This is a genomic window from Achromobacter sp. 1011791174 (genome assembly GCF_059760925.1).
Window position 1 is genome coordinate 19,815 of record NZ_JCBANH010000065.1, and the last position, 15,366, is coordinate 35,180.

Sequence of the window (15,366 nt, forward strand, 5' to 3'; positions counted from 1 at the left end):
GGGCCCGGGAGCGGGCCGGGTGCGCGGGGCGCGGGTCGGCCGGGTCAGGCGTCGGGCAGGCCCCAGGTGGCCCGCAGCGCGCTCACCACCGCGACCATGGCCGGGTCGGACTGCCGTTCGACGGCATGGATGAAGGACAGGCGCGCCGTGGCGGCACAGGTCCGCAAGCGCTTCAGTTCACCGCGCGCCTCGCCCATCTCGGCCAGTTCCTGGCGCAGCAGGCCGATGCCCACGCCCGCCGCCACCAGCGCGTGGATGACGGCTTCGTGGTCGGCTTCCATCACTTCCAGGCGCGGCGCGCCGATCTGCTGCTGGATCTCGCGCATCATGTCGAAATGGGCGCTGCGCGGACTCATCCGGATCCAGGGCAGCGCAAGCAGCGCGTCCGGGTCGGGATTGGCCGGCACATCCCAGGCGGCCGGCATCACCAGCTCGAACACCATGTTTTTCAGGGGCACTTCGGCGATGCCGGGCAGGCTGTTTCGACAGACCGAGATGGCCGCGTCGATTTCCGCGATGCGCAGCGCGTCGTAGAACCAGCTGATCCGCCCGACCTGCAGGTCGACCCGCAGACCGGGGTAGTCGCGCGCGAGCCGTTGCATCAGCGCGCCGACGCGCATCACGGCCGGGTCGTACATAGCCAGCCCGATGCGCAGCTGCCCGGCCACGGCGCCGCGCCGCGACTTGGCCGCGTTGACGAATTCGCCGAAGGCGTCGATCACCTTTTCCGCGCGCAGCTTGAGATCCTGTCCGGCGCCCGTCAGCGTCAGGGCCGTCGGCGTGCGCAGCAGCAGCTTCACGTCCAGCGCTTCCTCCAGGCTCTTGATCTGCCCGCTGACGGCGGGCTGCGTCAGGTGCAGGGCCTCGGCGGTCTTCGTGATGCTGCCCAGCCGGGCCACGGTGACGAAGGTGCGCAAGTGCTTGATGTCCATGGGCCGAGTCTTCCTGAGCGCGATCTGCGGGCGGACGCCGCGCGGGGTTGTGCAGGCTCCAGGCTAGCGGATCCGCGCGCCGGGCGGGCACAAGACGGCGTTATACCCCCCATCAGAATATGCGATTTTACGGCGCGCATGACGGCGTTTAGCCTTGCTTTCACCGCGCATCCCGACATGCGCGGCCTCGCGGGCAAGGAGGGCGGCAGCGCGCAGGAATGCCCTCCCTGGCGGCCGCGCCGTTCATCCGGCGACGCGCCGCGATCCCCGCGGGCATATCGCATATTCAGGGGAAAACATGAGCCAGCAGCGCAGCACCGCGGCCTACAGCGCCGCCGCACGTCTTGAACGCCTGCCGATCAGCGGTTACCACCGTGTCATCTTCATCATCATCGCGGGCGCCTTCTTCTTCGATTCCATCGACCTGGGCATGATGACCTTCGTGCTGGGTTCCATCAAGCAGGAGTTCGGCCTGAGCACCGCGCAGGCGGGACTGCTGGCCAGCTCCAGCTTCCTGGGCATGGCGGCCGGCGCGGCGCTGTCCGGGCTGCTGGCCGACAGGTTCGGCCGCAAGCCGGTGTTCCAGGTGAGCATGATCATCTGGGGCGTGGCCAGCTACCTGTGCTCCACCGCCGCCAGCGCCCAGGAACTGATCTTCTACCGCGTGCTGCTGGGCCTGGGCATGGGCATGGAATTTCCCATCGCCCAGACCATCCTGTCCGAGTTCACGCCCACCCGCCAGCGCGGCCGCTACATCGCCCTGATGGACGGCTTCTGGCCGCTGGGTTTCATCACCGCCGGCCTGATTGCCTACTACCTGCTGTCGGTGGCGGACTGGCGCACCGTCTTCGTGGTGCTGGCGATTCCGGCAGCCTTCCTGCTGGTGGTGCGGCGCTACGTGCCGGAATCGCCGCGCTGGCTGGAGCACGCCGGCCGCCACGACGAGGCCGAGCGCGTCCTGAGCGACATCGAGGCCAGGGTCAGCAAGAGCCTGGGCGTGCGGACGCTGCCGGAGCCGGTCGAGATCCATGCCGCCGCGCCGGAAAAGCGCGGCGCGCTGGGCCTGCTGTTCTCGGCGCAGTACCGCAGCCGCACCATCATGGTGTGGGGCCTGTGGTTCTTCGCGCTGCTGGGTTTTTACGGGTTGACCACCTGGCTGGGGGCGCTGCTGCAGCAGGCCGGCTTCGCCGTGACCAAGTCCGTGATGTACACGGTGCTGATCTCGCTGGGCGGCATTCCCGGCTTTCTCTGCGCCGCCTGGCTGGTCGAGAAATGGGGGCGTAAGCCCACCTGCATCGCCGCGCTGCTGGGCGGCGCGCTGGCCGTGTACGCCTACGGCCAGACCGCGATCCTGGCGGGCAGTGAGACGCCGCTGATCGTCTCCGGCCTGATCATGCAGTTCTTCCTGTTCGGCATGTGGGCGGTGCTGTACGCCTACACGCCCGAACTGTATTCGACCGGCGCGCGCGCGACCGGATCGGGGTTCGCGTCGGCCGTGGGGCGGGTGGGATCGCTGCTGGGCCCGTACCTGGTGGGCGTGGTGCTGCCGAACTGGGGGCAGGGCGGCGTGTTCACGGTCGGGGCGGGCTGTTTCTTCGTCGCCGCGCTGCTGGTCTATGTGCTGGGCGTGGAAACGCGCGGCATCTCGCTGGAAGAACTGTCGGCGCGCCAGCCCGAGCCGTCCGCGCGGGCGGTGAGCGTGCCGCGCACACGCTGAGCAAGGAGCATGCATGAACACACCGCATATGAACGCAGCACTCAAAGACGCACCGCATATGAACGCGCTGCATCAACGCAGCATCGTCATCGACGGCCTGATCATCGCCAAGTGGGACCGCTCGATCTTCGAGGACATGCGGCGCGGCGGGCTCAGCGCGGCCAGCTGCACGGTCTCGGTCTGGGAAGGGTTCCAGGACACGGTCGCCAACATCGCCGACATGAAGGCGCTGATTCGCGACTGCCAGGATCTGGCCATCCTGGTGCGCACGGCCGAGGATATCCCGCGGGCCAAGCGCGAGGGCAAGGTCGGCGTCATCCTGAGCTTCCAGAACGCCCATGCCTGCGAGGATCACCTGGGCCATGTCGAGGCCTTCGCCGACATGGGCGTGCGCGTGATCCAGCTTTGCTACAACACCCAGAACCTGGTCGGCACCGGCTGCTACGAGCGCGACGGCGGCCTGTCGGGCTACGGGCAGGAGCTGATCCGGGAAATGAACCGCGTCGGCATCATGGTGGACCTGTCCCATGTCGGCGGCCGGACCTCGCGCGAGGCAATCCTGGCCTCCACCCGGCCGGTCTGCTATTCGCACTGCGCGCCGCTGGGCCTGAAGGAGCATCCGCGCAACAAGTCCGACGACGAGCTGCGCTTCATCGCCGACCATGGCGGCTTCGTCGGCGTCACCATGTTCCCGCCCTTCCTGCGGCGCGGGGTCGAGGCGACGGTCGACGACTATGTGGAAGCCATCGGCTACACCATCGACCGGGTCGGCGAAGACTGCGTGGGCGTGGGCACGGACTTCACCCAGGGCTACGACAAGGGCTTTTTCGACTGGATCACGCACGACAAGGGGCGCTACCGCAGGCTCACGGACTTCGGTCCCATCCTGAACCCGGAGGGCATTCGCACCATCGGCGAATTTCCCAACCTGACCGACGCCATGGCGCGCGCGGGCTGGCCCGAGTCGCGCATCGAGAAGGTCATCGGCGCGAACTGGCTGCGCGTGTTCGGCGAAGTCTGGGCGACCTGATCCCGTCCATCCTGGAGACCGACATGAATCCGCAAGTTCCCATCGACGTCGACGAGAAGACCGGCGTCTGGACCACCGACGCCTTGCCCATGCTCTACGTGCCGCGCCACTTCCTGGTCAACAACCACGAGGCGGTGGAGCAGGCGCTGGGGCGCGAGGCCTATGCCGCCATCCTCTATGCGGCGGGCCACAAGTCGGCGTACTACTGGTGCGACCGCGAAGCCCGGCAGCACGGCATACGCGGGGTCGATGTCTTCGCCCACTATCTGACCCGGATCTCGCAGCGCGGCTGGGGGCAGTTCTCCATCGCCGGCATCGACCCGGAGCGGGCCACGGCCGACATCGAGCTGCGCCATTCCGCCTTCGTGCTCCAGGCTCACGAAGGGGAGGGCAAGCGCTGCCATATGTTCGCGGGCTGGTTCGCCGGCGCCATGGATTGGGTGTCGCTCGATGCGGGCTCCACGCTGCGCGCCCGTTGCCATGAGGCTGTGTGCGCCGGCGAGCATGGACCGGAACACGCCTGCGTGTTCGACGTCCGGCCCATGTGAGCGAGGCGGCCGCGCGGGACCGATCCATGCGCGCGGGCGTCATCCCGGGTAGTCGCGCCAACCCCGGGGCCGGCGGCGACTGCCCGGCCTGCCGGCGGCTACAGCACCACCGTCCGGTTGTCGTTGATGAAGACGCGGCGTTCGAGATACAGCCGCACGGCCCGCGCCAGCGCCACGCATTCCATGTCGCGTCCTGCGGCGAGCAACTGCGCGGGGTCGTAGCTGTGGTCCACGCGGTCCACCATCTGTTCGATGATGGGGCCTTCGTCCAGATCCCCGGTCACGAAGTGCGCGGTGGCCCCGATCAGTTTGACGCCGCGTTCGAAGGCCTGGTGATAGGGGCGCGCGCCCTTGAAGCCGGGCAGGAACGAATGGTGGATGTTGATGGCCCGGCCCGCCAGCCGCGCCGTGGCGTCGGGCGACAGCACCTGCATGTAGCGCGCCAGCACCACCAGGTCCGCGCCGCTGTCCTCCACCAGCCGCAGCAGCCGGGCCTCCTGTTCGGGCTTGGTCTGCGGCGTGACGGGCAGGTGGTGGAAGGCGATCGCGTGTTCCCGCGCCAGGGGGAGCAGGTCGGGGTGGTTGGACACGATGGCGGCGATGTCCATGCGCAGCTCGTCCATGCGCCAGCGGAACAGCAGGTCCGCCAGGCAGTGGTCCAGCCTGGACACCATGATGATCACCTTGGGCCGCCGCGTCAGGTCGTACACCTGCCAGGACATGTCGAAGCGCGCCGCGATGTCGGCGAAATCGCGCTTCAAGGCATCCAGTTCCAGCGGCTGCGCCGCCACGCCGTGAAAGATGCAGCGCAGGAAGAAGCGCTGCTTGCTCTTGTCGTCGAAGACCGCCAGTTCATCGACATAGCCGCCGCGCCGGTCCAGGAACCCGACCACGGCGGCGACCTGTCCTGGTTCGCTGGGGCAGGTCAGGGTCAGGCAGAACGGGTGGGGCGTAGGGGTATGGGCGTCCTGGGCGTGCATGGCGGAGGTCCTCTGGCTGGCGACTCAGGCGGCGTCCTGGGCGGGCGCGCCGTACACGGGGTAGCGGCGGCACAGCGCCTGCACTTCATCCGCGACCGTGGCGATGATGGCGGGATTCTGATGATCGTCGAGCACGTCGCAGATCCAGTCCGCCACGTCGCGGACTTCGGCCTCGCCGAAGCCGCGCGAGGTCACGGCTGGCGTGCCGATACGGATGCCGCTGGTGACGAAGGGCGGCTGGGGGTCGTTCGGGACGGCGTTCTTGTTCACGGTGATGCCGGCCTGGCCCAGGGCCGCGTCGGCGTCCTTACCGGTCAGGGACTTGCCCGTCAGGTCCACCAGCAGCAGGTGGTTGTCGGTGCCGCCGGACACGATCTTGTAGCCCCGGTCCTGGAAGGTGGCGGCCATGGCGCGCGCGTTCGCCAGCACCTGACGCTGGTAGCCGGCGAAATCCGCCTGCTGCGCCTCCTTGAACGCCACCGCCTTGGCCGCGATCACGTGCATCAGCGGGCCGCCCTGGATGCCGGGGAACACCATCGAGGCGATCTTCTTTTCGATATCCGGATTGGCGCGGCCCATGATGAGACCGCCGCGCGGACCCCGGAGCGTCTTGTGCGTGGTGGTGGTGACGATGTCCGCGTAAGGCACCGGATTGGGATACAGCCCGGCCGCGACCAGGCCGGCCACGTGCGCGATGTCGACGAACAGCCAGGCGCCGACGCTGTCGGCGATCGCGCGCAGCCGGGGGAAATCCAGGTGGCGCGAATAGGCGGAAAAACCGGCCACCAGCATGCGCGGGCGATGCTCCTGCGCCAGCCGGAACAGCGCGTCATAGTCGATCAGGCCCTCGGCGTCGACGCCGTACTGCACGGCCTGGTAGAGCTTGCCCGAGAAATTCACCTTGGCCCCGTGCGTCAGGTGGCCGCCATGCGCCAGGCTCATGCCCGCCACCGTGTCGCCGGGCGTCAGCAGGGCCTGGTAGACCGCCGCGTTGGCCTGCGAGCCGGAATGCGGCTGCACGTTGGCCCAGTCGGCGCCGAACAACGCGCAGGCGCGCTCGATGGCCAGCCGCTCCACCTCGTCCACATGCTCGCAGCCGCCGTAGTAGCGCTTGCCGGGATAGCCTTCCGCATACTTGTTCGTCAATGCCGATCCCTGCGCCTGCAGCACGCGCGGGCTGGCGTAGTTCTCGGAGGCGATCAGTTCGATGTGGTCTTCCTGGCGGCGGGTTTCGGCGCGCATCGCCGCCCACAGCGCCGGATCGAAATCTTCTATGTTCATGCGGGTCGAGAACATGGGACCGTTCCTTGCTGGGAAGTGAGGGGAAAGTGGCCGCGCGCGCTGTCGTCGCGCGATGCGGCGGACTGGACGCAGTACAGCATCGCGGCCCGGCGCGCGACTAGAACGGAACCGCCTCGGCGACGGCATATTCGCGCCAGCCGCGAACTGCCCCTGGCGCCGCATCTCTGGAATAATGGCTCGGCGGCGCCATCGAGCCGCCACGCACGCTGCCGCACCGTACAAGGGATTCCCGCCACGCCATGAACGCTCCCGACGCGCAGGACGGCGCGCCCGTCCGCTTCGGCATCATCCTGCTGCCGGACTTCACCTTGACGGCCTTTTCGGGGCTGGTGGACGTGCTGCGCCTGGCGAGCGACGAGGGCGACAACAGCCGCCCGCGCCGCTGCTCCTGGGAAATACTGGGAGAGAACCCGCAACCGGTGCGGGCGAGCTGCGGCGTGCAGATCGCGCCCTGGAGCCTGTTCGGCCGTCCCGATGCCTACGACTATCTGGTCGTGGTGGGCGGACTGTTGCGCGCGACGCCCGAAATCAGCAAGGCGACGCTGGATTTCATCCGCGCGGCGGGCGGCTCGCGCACGACGCTGGTGGGGGTGTGCACCGGCGCCTTCGCGCTGATGCGCGCCGGCGTGCTGGACGGGCACCGGGTCTGCGTCAGCTGGTTTCACTACTGGGACTTCCTGGAGCAATTCCCGCAGGCCGACGCCAATCTGCTGGTGGCCGACCGGCTCTACGTCGAGGACCGCCGCCGCATCACCTGCTCGGGCGGTCGCGCTTCGATTGACGTGGGGGCGGCGATCCTGGCGCGCCACGTCCCGCCGGCCGCCGTGCAGAAGGCGCTGCGCATCCTGCAGGTCGACGAACCCGGGCGCTACAACGCGCCGCAGCCGCAGCCGCATCTGCCCGGGGCCGCGCCGTCCAGCCATCCCAAGGTCAGGCGCGCCATCCTGCTCATGGAGCAGCACCTGAGTCAGGCGCTGACGGTGGAAGCGTTGGCGAAGAAACTCGACATGTCGGTGCGGCAGCTTGAGCGCCTGTTCAAGGAAGACACCGGCAAGTCGCCCCAGGCCTACGCGCGCGCGATGCGCCTGGGCGTGGCCGCCTGGATGCTGCGGCAATCCGGCAAGACCGTCGCCGCCATCGCGTCGGCCTGCGGGTTCTCGGATGCGTCCCACATGGGGCGCGAATTCCGCCAGGCCTACGGCGTGCCGCCGGGCGTCTATCGCGCGGGCGGCCGGCAGGAAGCGGCCACGCAGGCGGCGGGCGCGGCTCCGGCTGATGGGGCCGATTACGCGGAGCTGTTTCCCAACCGCTCGCAGTTTTACTAGGGCAGGTCAGCGCCGGCAAGGGCTGGGCTCCGATGCTGGCCGGCAGTCGGCCGGCACGGGCCACTCGCGGCGGCCCCGAGCCCTTGCCGATGCGGCGAGCGCTGGCGGGCCGATCCCTGCGCGATGCCGCATTTGTTCTATCTGCCGCTTGCGCCCTTTGATGTACTGGCGTCCAACGCCGTCCGCACCCCGTGGACGCAGGAATCGCCAGATGAACGTCAGCGCCTTCGACCTGTTCAAGATCGGCATCGGACCCTCCAGCTCGCACACGGTGGGTCCGATGATCGCCGCCAGCCGTTTCGCCGCGCGCCTGGCGCGGACGGGCGCGCTGGCCGCCGTGCGCGGCGTGCGGGTCGAGCTGTACGGCTCGCTGGGCGCGACCGGCAAGGGGCACGGGACCGACAAGGCCGTGATGCTGGGCCTGGAAGGCTGCCTGCCCGACCGCATCGACCCGGACGAGGTCGAGCCGCGCCTGGCGCGGATCCGCCAGGGGCTGTGCCTGGCGCTCGCCGGGACCCACGTCATCGATTTCGAGGAAAAGGCGCATCTGTTCTATTTCCGCCGCCTGCTGGGCGCGGTCCAGGCCGGCGCGCATTCCAATGGCATGCGGTTCCTGGCCGTCGACGGGCAGGGCGGACCGCTGGCGGAGGGCATCTATTACTCGATCGGCGGCGGCTTCGTGGTCGATGGCCAGGGTGGAAAGGGGGACGACGCCGTTGCGCCCGCCGGCCTGCCGCATCCGTTTCGCACCGGCGCCGACCTGTTGGGCGCCTGCCGCGCAAGCGGGCTGTCCATCGCCCAGGTGGTGCTGCGCAACGAGTGCGCGCGGCGCACGCCGTCGGCGGTGCGCGCCGGCCTGCTGGACATCTGGTCGGCCATGAGCGCCTGCGTCGAGCGCGGCTGCCGCATGGAGGGCGAGCTGCCCGGCCCCTTGCGCGTCAAGCGCCGCGCGCCCGAGCTGCGCCGCCAGCTGCGCGCCCGGTCCGAGGAATCGCTGCGCGATCCGCTCGCCATGCTGGATTGGGTCAACCTGTACGCCATGGCCGTCAACGAAGAGAACGCCGCCGGCGGCCGCGTGGTCACCGCGCCGACCAACGGCGCGGCCGGCGTGATCCCGGCGGTGCTGCATTACTACGCGCGCTTCGTGCCGGGCGCGAATGACGACGGCATCGTCGATTTCCTGCTGACCGCCGCCGCCATCGGCGCCATCTACAAGGAAACCGCGTCGATCTCGGGCGCCGAGGTCGGCTGCCAGGGCGAGGTCGGGGTGGCCTGCTCCATGGCCGCGGCGGCGCTGGCGGCGGTGATGGGCGGCACGCCCGAGCAGGTCGAGAACGCGGCCGAGATCGGCATGGAGCACAACCTGGGCATGACCTGCGACCCGGTCGGCGGACGCGTGCAGATTCCCTGCATCGAGCGCAACGCCATGGGCGCGATCAAGGCCATCAACGCCTCGCGCATGGCGCTCAAGGGCGACGGCCAGCACTACGTGCCGCTGGACGCCGTCATCAAGACCATGCGAGAGACGGGAGCCGACATGAAGACCAAATACAAGGAGACGTCGCGCGGCGGCCTGGCCGTGAACGTCGTCGAATGCTGAGGGAGTCCGGGACATGAGCCGTTATTCCATTTTCAGCCTGTTGCGCAACGGGCTGTCCTATCACCAGAACTGGCAGCGCCAGTGGAAGAGTCCGGCGCCGCGCGCCGCCTACGACGTGGTCATCGTCGGCGGCGGCGGCCATGGCCTGGCCACCGCCTATTACCTGGCCAAGGAGCACGGCATCACCAACGTGGCCGTGCTGGAAAAGGGCTGGATCGGGGGCGGCAACACGGCCCGCAACACCACCATCGTGCGTTCCAATTACCTGTGGGACGAATCGGCCGCGCTCTATGAAAAGGCGATGAAGCTGTGGGAAGGGCTGTCGCAGGACCTGAACTACAACGTGATGTTCAGCCAGCGCGGCGTGATGAACCTGGCGCACACCCTGCAGGACGTGCGCGACACCCAGCGGCGCGTGAACGCCAACCGGCTCAACGGCATCGACGCCGAGTTCCTCACGCCCGCCCAGGTCCAGGAAATCGAACCCGCCATCAACCTGGACAGCCGCTACCCGGTGCTGGGCGCGTCGATCCAGCGGCGCGCGGGCGTGGCCCGGCATGACGCGGTGGCCTGGGGCTACGCGCGCGGCGCCGACCGCGCCGGCGTCCACATCATCCAGAACTGCCAGGTGACCGGCATCCGCCGCGAGGGCGGGGCGGTGGTCGGCGTCGAGACCACGCAGGGCTACATCAAGGCCGCCAAGGTCGCCGTGGTGGCCGCCGGCAACACCACCACGCTCGCCGACATGGCCGGCGTGCGCCTGCCACTGGAAAGCCATCCGTTGCAGGCGCTGGTATCCGAGCCGCTCAAGCCGGTGCTCAACTCCGTGATCATGTCCAACGCCGTCCATGCCTACATCAGCCAGTCGGACAAGGGCGATCTGGTCATCGGCGCGGGCATCGACCAGTACACCGGCTTCGGGCAGCGCGGCAGCTTCCAGATCATCGAGGGCACGCTGGGCGCGATCGTGGAAATGTTCCCCGCCTTCTCGCGCGTGCGCATGAACCGCCAGTGGGGCGGCATCGTCGACGTGTCGCCGGACGCCTGCCCCATCATCAGCAAGACCCCGGTCCAGGGGCTGTACTTCAACTGTGGCTGGGGCACGGGCGGCTTCAAGGCCACGCCGGGATCGGGCTGGGTGTACGCCCACACCATCGCGCGCGACGCGCCCCATCCGCTGAACGCGCCGTTCTCGCTGGACCGCTTCTATACCGGCCACCTGATCGACGAGCACGGCGCCGCCGCCGTCGCGCACTGAACCCTGCCTGGAGAGCTGCATGCTGCTGATCGAATGTCCTTACTGCGGCCCGCGCGCGGAGTCCGAATTCTCCTGCGGCGGCGAGGCCGACATCGCGCGCCCGCTGCATCCCGAACAACTCACCGACCGTGAATGGGGCGACTACCTGTTCATGCGCAGGAATCCCCGTGGTCCGCATCGCGAGCAGTGGGTGCACGCGCAGGGTTGCCGCCGCTGGTTCAAGGTGCTGCGCGATACCGTCAGCTACCAGATCCTGGGTTATGAGACCTTCGCCCCGGGCGCGTCCGCCGCCGGGGCCGATGCCGCTGGGGCTGATGCCGCCGGGCAGGGAGGCGCGCAATGAAACAGGTCGACCGAATGGAGGCAGGGGGGCGCATCGACCGTTCCCAGCCCCTGCATTTCACGTTCAACGGCGTGGCGTACCAGGGCTACCCGGGCGACACGCTGGCCTCGGCGCTGTTGGCCAATGGCCTGCGTTTCGTCGCCCGCAGCTTCAAGTACCACCGCCCGCGCGGCATCGTCGCGGCGGGGGTGGAGGAACCCAACGCCGTTGTGCAGCTCGAAGCCGGGCCATACAGCGTGCCGAATGCGCGCGCCACCGAGATCGAGCTGTACCAGGGCCTGGCGGCGTCCAGCGTGAATGCGGAACCGTCGCTGGAGCGCGACCGCCTGGCCATCAACCAGCGGCTGGCGCGCTTCCTGCCCGCCGGCTTCTATTACAAGACCTTCATGTGGCCGCGCCGCCTGTGGCCCCGTTACGAGGCCAGGATCCGCGCGGCCGCCGGCCTGGGCAGCGCGCCGGATGCCCGCGATGCCGAGCGCTACGACAAACGCTACGCCCATTGCGATGTGTTGGTGGTGGGCGGCGGACCGGCGGGATTGGCGGCCGCCGACGCGGCAGCCGCGACCGGCGCGCGCGTGATCCTGGTGGACGAACAGCGCGAGCTGGGCGGCAGCCTGTTGTCCTGCCCGGCCGAGATCGACGGCGAGCCGGCATTGCGCTGGGCCGGGCGCGTCGAGGCGGGCCTGCGCCAGCGATCCGATGTCCGGATCCTGACGCGCAGCACGGCCTTCGGCTACCAGGACCACAACCTGGTGACCGTCGCCCAGCGGCTGACCGATCATCTGCCGGTGCGGATGCGCGCGGGTTCGCGCGAGCTGCTGTGGAAGATCCGCGCCGGCCGGGTGATCCTGGCGACCGGCGCGCACGAACGTCCGCTGGTGTTCGGCAACAACGACCTGCCTGGCGTGATGCTGGCCTCGGCCGTGTCGGCCTATATCCATCGTTATGGCGTGCTGCCTGGGCGCGACGCGGTGCTGTTCACCAATAACGACCGCGCCTATCAGGCGGCCATCGATCTGGCCGATTGCGGCGCCCGGGTCGTCGTGGTGGATGCCCGCGCCCCGGTCGACGGCATCCTGCCGGACGCCGCCCGGCGCCTTGGCGTGACCGTGATGGCCGGCGCCGTCGTGATGGCCGCGCACGGCAAGCGGCGGGTCGCGTCCGTCGACGTGCACGCGTATGCCAAGGGCCAGTCCGGCGGGCGCGTCGCGACCTTGCCATGCGATCTGCTGGCGATGTCGGGCGGCCTGAGCCCGGTGCTGCACCTGCACGCGCAATCCGGCGGCAAGCCGCAGTGGCTGGAGCGCAAGGCCTGCTTCGTGCCCGGCAAAAGCGTGCAGGCCGAGGCCAGCGTGGGGGCGGCGGCCGGCGAGTTCGACCTGTGTCTCGCGCTGGCGCAGGCAACCCGCGCTGGCGCCGAAGCCGCCAGCGCCGCCGGCTTCTCCGTCTCGACGGCGCTGCCCGTTCCCCGGGCGGCGTCCACCGCCGAGGACGCGCTGATGCCGCTGTGGCTGGCGGGCGGTCCGGACGCGGCCGCGCGCGGCCCCAAGCAGTTCGTCGACTTCCAGAACGACGTGGCGGCGTCCGACATCCTGCTGGCCGCGCGCGAAGGCTTCGAATCCGTCGAGCATGTCAAGCGCTATACGGCGATGGGCTTCGGCACGGATCAGGGCAAGCTCGGCAACATCAACGGCATGGCCATCCTGGCGCAGGCCCTGGGCAAGTCCATCCCCGAGACTGGCACCACCACCTACCGGCCGAACTACACGCCGGTCTCGTTCGGCGCCTTCGCCGGACGCGAGCTGGGCGAGTTCCTCGATCCGGTGCGCAAGACCTGCCTGCATGAGTGGCACGCCGGGCGCGGCGCGCTGTTCGAGGACGTGGGCAACTGGAAGCGGCCCTGGTACTACCCGCGGCGGGGCGAGGACCTGCACGCCGCCGTGCGCCGCGAATGCCTGGCGGTGCGCAACGGCGTCGGCATCCTGGATGCCTCCACGCTGGGCAAGATCGATATCCAGGGACCGGACGCGGTGGCCTTGCTGAACTGGATGTACACCAATCCCTGGGGCAAGCTCGAGATCGGCAAATGCCGCTACGGGCTGATGCTGGACGAGAACGGCATGGTGTTCGACGATGGCGTCACGACAAGGCTGGGCGAGCATCACTTCATGATGACCACCACCACGGGCGGCGCGGCGCGCGTGCTGTCCTGGATGGAGCGCTGGCTGCAGACCGAATGGCCGCAGCTGAAAGTCCGGCTGGCCTCGGTGACCGATCATTGGGCCACCTTCGCGGTCGCCGGTCCGAAAAGCCGCGCGGTGCTGCGCAAGGTCTGCGGCGACATCGATTTCTCGAACGAGGCGTTTCCCTTCATGAGCTATCGGGACGGCCTGGCCGCCGGCGTTCCGGCGCGCGTGATGCGGATCAGCTTTTCCGGCGAGCGCGCCTACGAGGTGAACGTGCCCGCGAATGCCGGCCGCGCGGTCTGGGAGGCCCTGATGGCGGCGGGCGAGGAATTCGGCATCACGCCCTACGGCACCGAGACCATGCACGTGCTGCGCGCGGAGAAGGGCTACATCATCGTCGGGCAGGACACCGACGGCTCGGTCACGCCGCAGGACCTGGGCATGGGCGGGCTGGTGGCCAAGACCAAGGATTGCCTGGGCAAGCGCTCGCTGGCGCGCTCGGATACGGCCAAGCCGGGGCGCAAGCAGTTCGTGGGCCTCCTGACCGAGGACGCGCTGCGCGTGCTGCCCGAAGGGGCGCAGATCGTCGAACGCGATCTGCGCGTGACGCCGGGCGAGCCCACGCCCATGATCGGACATGTGACGTCCAGCTACTACAGTCCCATCCTGCGCCGTTCGATCGCGCTGGCGCTGGTGCGGGGCGGCCTGGACCGGATGGGCGAACGCGTCGAAGTGTCGCTGGCCGATGGTCGCGGCGCGATCGCCGTCATCGCCAGCCCGGTTTTCTACGATGCCCAAGGGGAGCGACAGCATGCGGAGTGAAACGGATATGGTGGCGGCCGCCGGCACGGCGCGCGGCGGCGCGGGGGGCCTGATGCTGGAGTCGCCGCTCGTCGGCGTGGCGGATCTGCTGCGGGCGCAAGAAGGGGCGTCAACCCGATTCGCGTTGCGCGAACGCGCGTTTCTCGATCTGGTGAACGTCAGGGGCGAGCCCTCCGACGCTGCCTTCGTCGAGGCCGTCGCCGCCGTGGCGGGCCTGCGCCTGCCAGCCGAACCCAATACCGTGGCGCGCGGCGAACGTTACGACGCGCTATGGCTGGGGCCGGACGAATGGCTGCTGCGTTCGGTCGAGCCGGCGCCGGCCGGCGGGCTGCATGCGCGCCTGTCCTCGGCCCTGGCCGGCGCCGACGCGGCGGCGGTGGACGTGGGCAGCGGCTACACGGTGCTGGAAATCAGCGGCGCGCAGGCGCGCGAGGCGCTGGCCCGTGGCTGCCCGCTGGACCTGCACCCGCGCGTGTTCAAGACCGGGCAATGCGCGCAGAGCCATTTTTTCAAGACGGCGATCGTGCTCGCACCCACGGGCGACGAGCGCATGGATCTGGTCGTGCGCCGCAGCTTCGCCGACTATTTCTGTCGCATCCTGCTCGACGCCGCGGCGCCCTTGCTCGCATGAACTCGTTGCGAGACGCGCCGCGTGACGTGCTGGACGACGCGGATGCGCGGGCCTGGGCGCGCGGCTGGACCGTGTTCGTCGACGGCTACACCGTGGCGGCCCGGATCGGCCTCTATCCGCATGAGCATCTGGCGCCCCAGCCCATCGTGATCGACGCGCGGCTCGGCTGCCTGGGCGAGCCCGACGAGGACGGCGTCTGGATCGACTACGACGGTTTCTGCGCGCGCGTGGCGGCGTTTCTTGCCGGCAGGCCGCATACCCGGCTGCTCGAAACCCTGGTGGCGGACCTGGCGGCGCTGTCGTTCCAGACCTGGCCCGCGCTGGGCGCGCTGACGCTGGCCGTGCACAAGCCGGGCATCCGGCCCGATGCGCGGCGCGTCGGCGTGGCGCTGGCGTGGACGCGGGACGATTATCTGCGCTGGTGCGCGGGGAAGGGATAAAAGCGGGATGCGAGGCCGGCGGTCGTTGCTCAGGGCAGAAAGCCAGGGGCTGATGTCAGGGGGGGCTGAATCGGATGCGGTTTCGGCCGCGGCAAAGAAAAAACCCCACATGTTTTCACATGCGGGGTTTTTTGGCGCATCACGCAGGTAATTCGTGATGTAGTAATTGGTGCCCAGGAGAGGACTCGAACCTCCACACCTTGCGGCACATGGACCTGAACCATGCGCGTCTACCAATTCCGCCACCTGGGC

Annotated in this window: 13 protein-coding genes and 1 tRNA gene; 10 read left to right on the forward strand and 4 right to left on the reverse strand. The window is 69.3% G+C overall.

Annotated features, from left to right (window positions below; genetic code table 11):
* Positions 1 to 44: 44 nt before the first annotated feature.
* The gene (locus AC6LJ5_RS20520) at positions 45 to 932 is read right to left on the reverse strand and encodes a LysR family transcriptional regulator (protein ID WP_103273552.1); all 888 of its coding nucleotides are present in this window, start codon (positions 930 to 932) and stop codon (positions 45 to 47) included.
* Positions 933 to 1,230: 298 nt separating this feature from the next.
* On the opposite strand from AC6LJ5_RS20520, the gene AC6LJ5_RS20525 reads away from it, so the two are divergent.
* From AC6LJ5_RS20525 to AC6LJ5_RS20535, 3 genes are read left to right on the forward strand one after another with little or no spacing between them, the layout of a single operon-like run.
* Positions 1,231 to 2,649 (forward strand): MFS transporter, encoded by a 1,419-nt coding sequence (locus AC6LJ5_RS20525; RefSeq protein WP_498141447.1) that lies wholly within the window; start codon positions 1,231 to 1,233, stop codon positions 2,647 to 2,649.
* 58 nt (positions 2,650 to 2,707) lie between these two features.
* Entirely contained in the window at positions 2,708 to 3,679 is a 972-nt protein-coding gene (locus AC6LJ5_RS20530) for a dipeptidase (protein WP_392410849.1), read from the forward strand.
* A 23-nt stretch (positions 3,680 to 3,702) separates the two neighbouring features.
* Positions 3,703 to 4,227, forward strand: coding sequence for a DUF5943 domain-containing protein (locus AC6LJ5_RS20535; protein WP_498141448.1), 525 nt, complete (start codon positions 3,703 to 3,705; stop codon positions 4,225 to 4,227).
* Between the two features lie 98 nt (positions 4,228 to 4,325).
* Here the strand turns inward: AC6LJ5_RS20535 and purU are convergent, their stop codons facing one another.
* Both purU and glyA read right to left on the reverse strand, forming a co-directional pair.
* Positions 4,326 to 5,207: a formyltetrahydrofolate deformylase gene (gene purU, locus AC6LJ5_RS20540; RefSeq protein WP_103273556.1), complete on the reverse strand. Its 882-nt coding sequence runs from the start codon at positions 5,205 to 5,207 to the stop codon at positions 4,326 to 4,328.
* Between the two features lie 24 nt (positions 5,208 to 5,231).
* Positions 5,232 to 6,503: a serine hydroxymethyltransferase gene (gene glyA, locus AC6LJ5_RS20545; protein WP_392410835.1), complete on the reverse strand. Its 1,272-nt coding sequence runs from the start codon at positions 6,501 to 6,503 to the stop codon at positions 5,232 to 5,234.
* Between the two features lie 245 nt (positions 6,504 to 6,748).
* On the opposite strand from glyA, the gene AC6LJ5_RS20550 reads away from it, so the two are divergent.
* The 7 genes from AC6LJ5_RS20550 (at position 6,749) to AC6LJ5_RS20580 (ending at position 15,114) form a co-directional block, all read left to right on the forward strand.
* The gene (locus tag AC6LJ5_RS20550) at positions 6,749 to 7,834 is read left to right on the forward strand and encodes a GlxA family transcriptional regulator (RefSeq protein WP_498141449.1); all 1,086 of its coding nucleotides are present in this window, start codon (positions 6,749 to 6,751) and stop codon (positions 7,832 to 7,834) included.
* A 211-nt stretch (positions 7,835 to 8,045) separates the two neighbouring features.
* Positions 8,046 to 9,434 (forward strand): L-serine ammonia-lyase, encoded by a 1,389-nt coding sequence (locus tag AC6LJ5_RS20555; RefSeq protein ID WP_498141450.1) that lies wholly within the window; start codon positions 8,046 to 8,048, stop codon positions 9,432 to 9,434.
* Positions 9,435 to 9,447: 13 nt separating this feature from the next.
* Positions 9,448 to 10,692: a sarcosine oxidase subunit beta family protein gene (locus AC6LJ5_RS20560; RefSeq protein WP_103273560.1), complete on the forward strand. Its 1,245-nt coding sequence runs from the start codon at positions 9,448 to 9,450 to the stop codon at positions 10,690 to 10,692.
* A 19-nt stretch (positions 10,693 to 10,711) separates the two neighbouring features.
* Positions 10,712 to 11,035, forward strand: a complete 324-nt coding sequence (locus AC6LJ5_RS20565) for a sarcosine oxidase subunit delta (protein WP_392410832.1) — start codon at positions 10,712 to 10,714, stop codon at positions 11,033 to 11,035.
* Positions 11,032 to 14,043: a sarcosine oxidase subunit alpha family protein gene (locus tag AC6LJ5_RS20570; protein WP_498141451.1), complete on the forward strand. Its 3,012-nt coding sequence runs from the start codon at positions 11,032 to 11,034 to the stop codon at positions 14,041 to 14,043. Before AC6LJ5_RS20565 ends, AC6LJ5_RS20570 begins: the two co-directional genes overlap by 4 nt.
* Positions 14,033 to 14,674 carry a sarcosine oxidase subunit gamma gene (locus AC6LJ5_RS20575; RefSeq protein WP_498141452.1) on the forward strand — a complete coding sequence of 214 codons (642 nt, stop codon included), beginning with the start codon at positions 14,033 to 14,035 and terminating at the stop codon, positions 14,672 to 14,674. Before AC6LJ5_RS20570 ends, AC6LJ5_RS20575 begins: the two co-directional genes overlap by 11 nt.
* Positions 14,671 to 15,114: a dihydroneopterin aldolase gene (locus tag AC6LJ5_RS20580; RefSeq protein WP_103273564.1), complete on the forward strand. Its 444-nt coding sequence runs from the start codon at positions 14,671 to 14,673 to the stop codon at positions 15,112 to 15,114. Before AC6LJ5_RS20575 ends, AC6LJ5_RS20580 begins: the two co-directional genes overlap by 4 nt.
* A gap of 167 nt (positions 15,115 to 15,281) precedes the next feature.
* Here AC6LJ5_RS20580 and AC6LJ5_RS20585 read toward each other — a convergent pair.
* A tRNA-Leu gene (locus AC6LJ5_RS20585) sits at positions 15,282 to 15,366 on the reverse strand.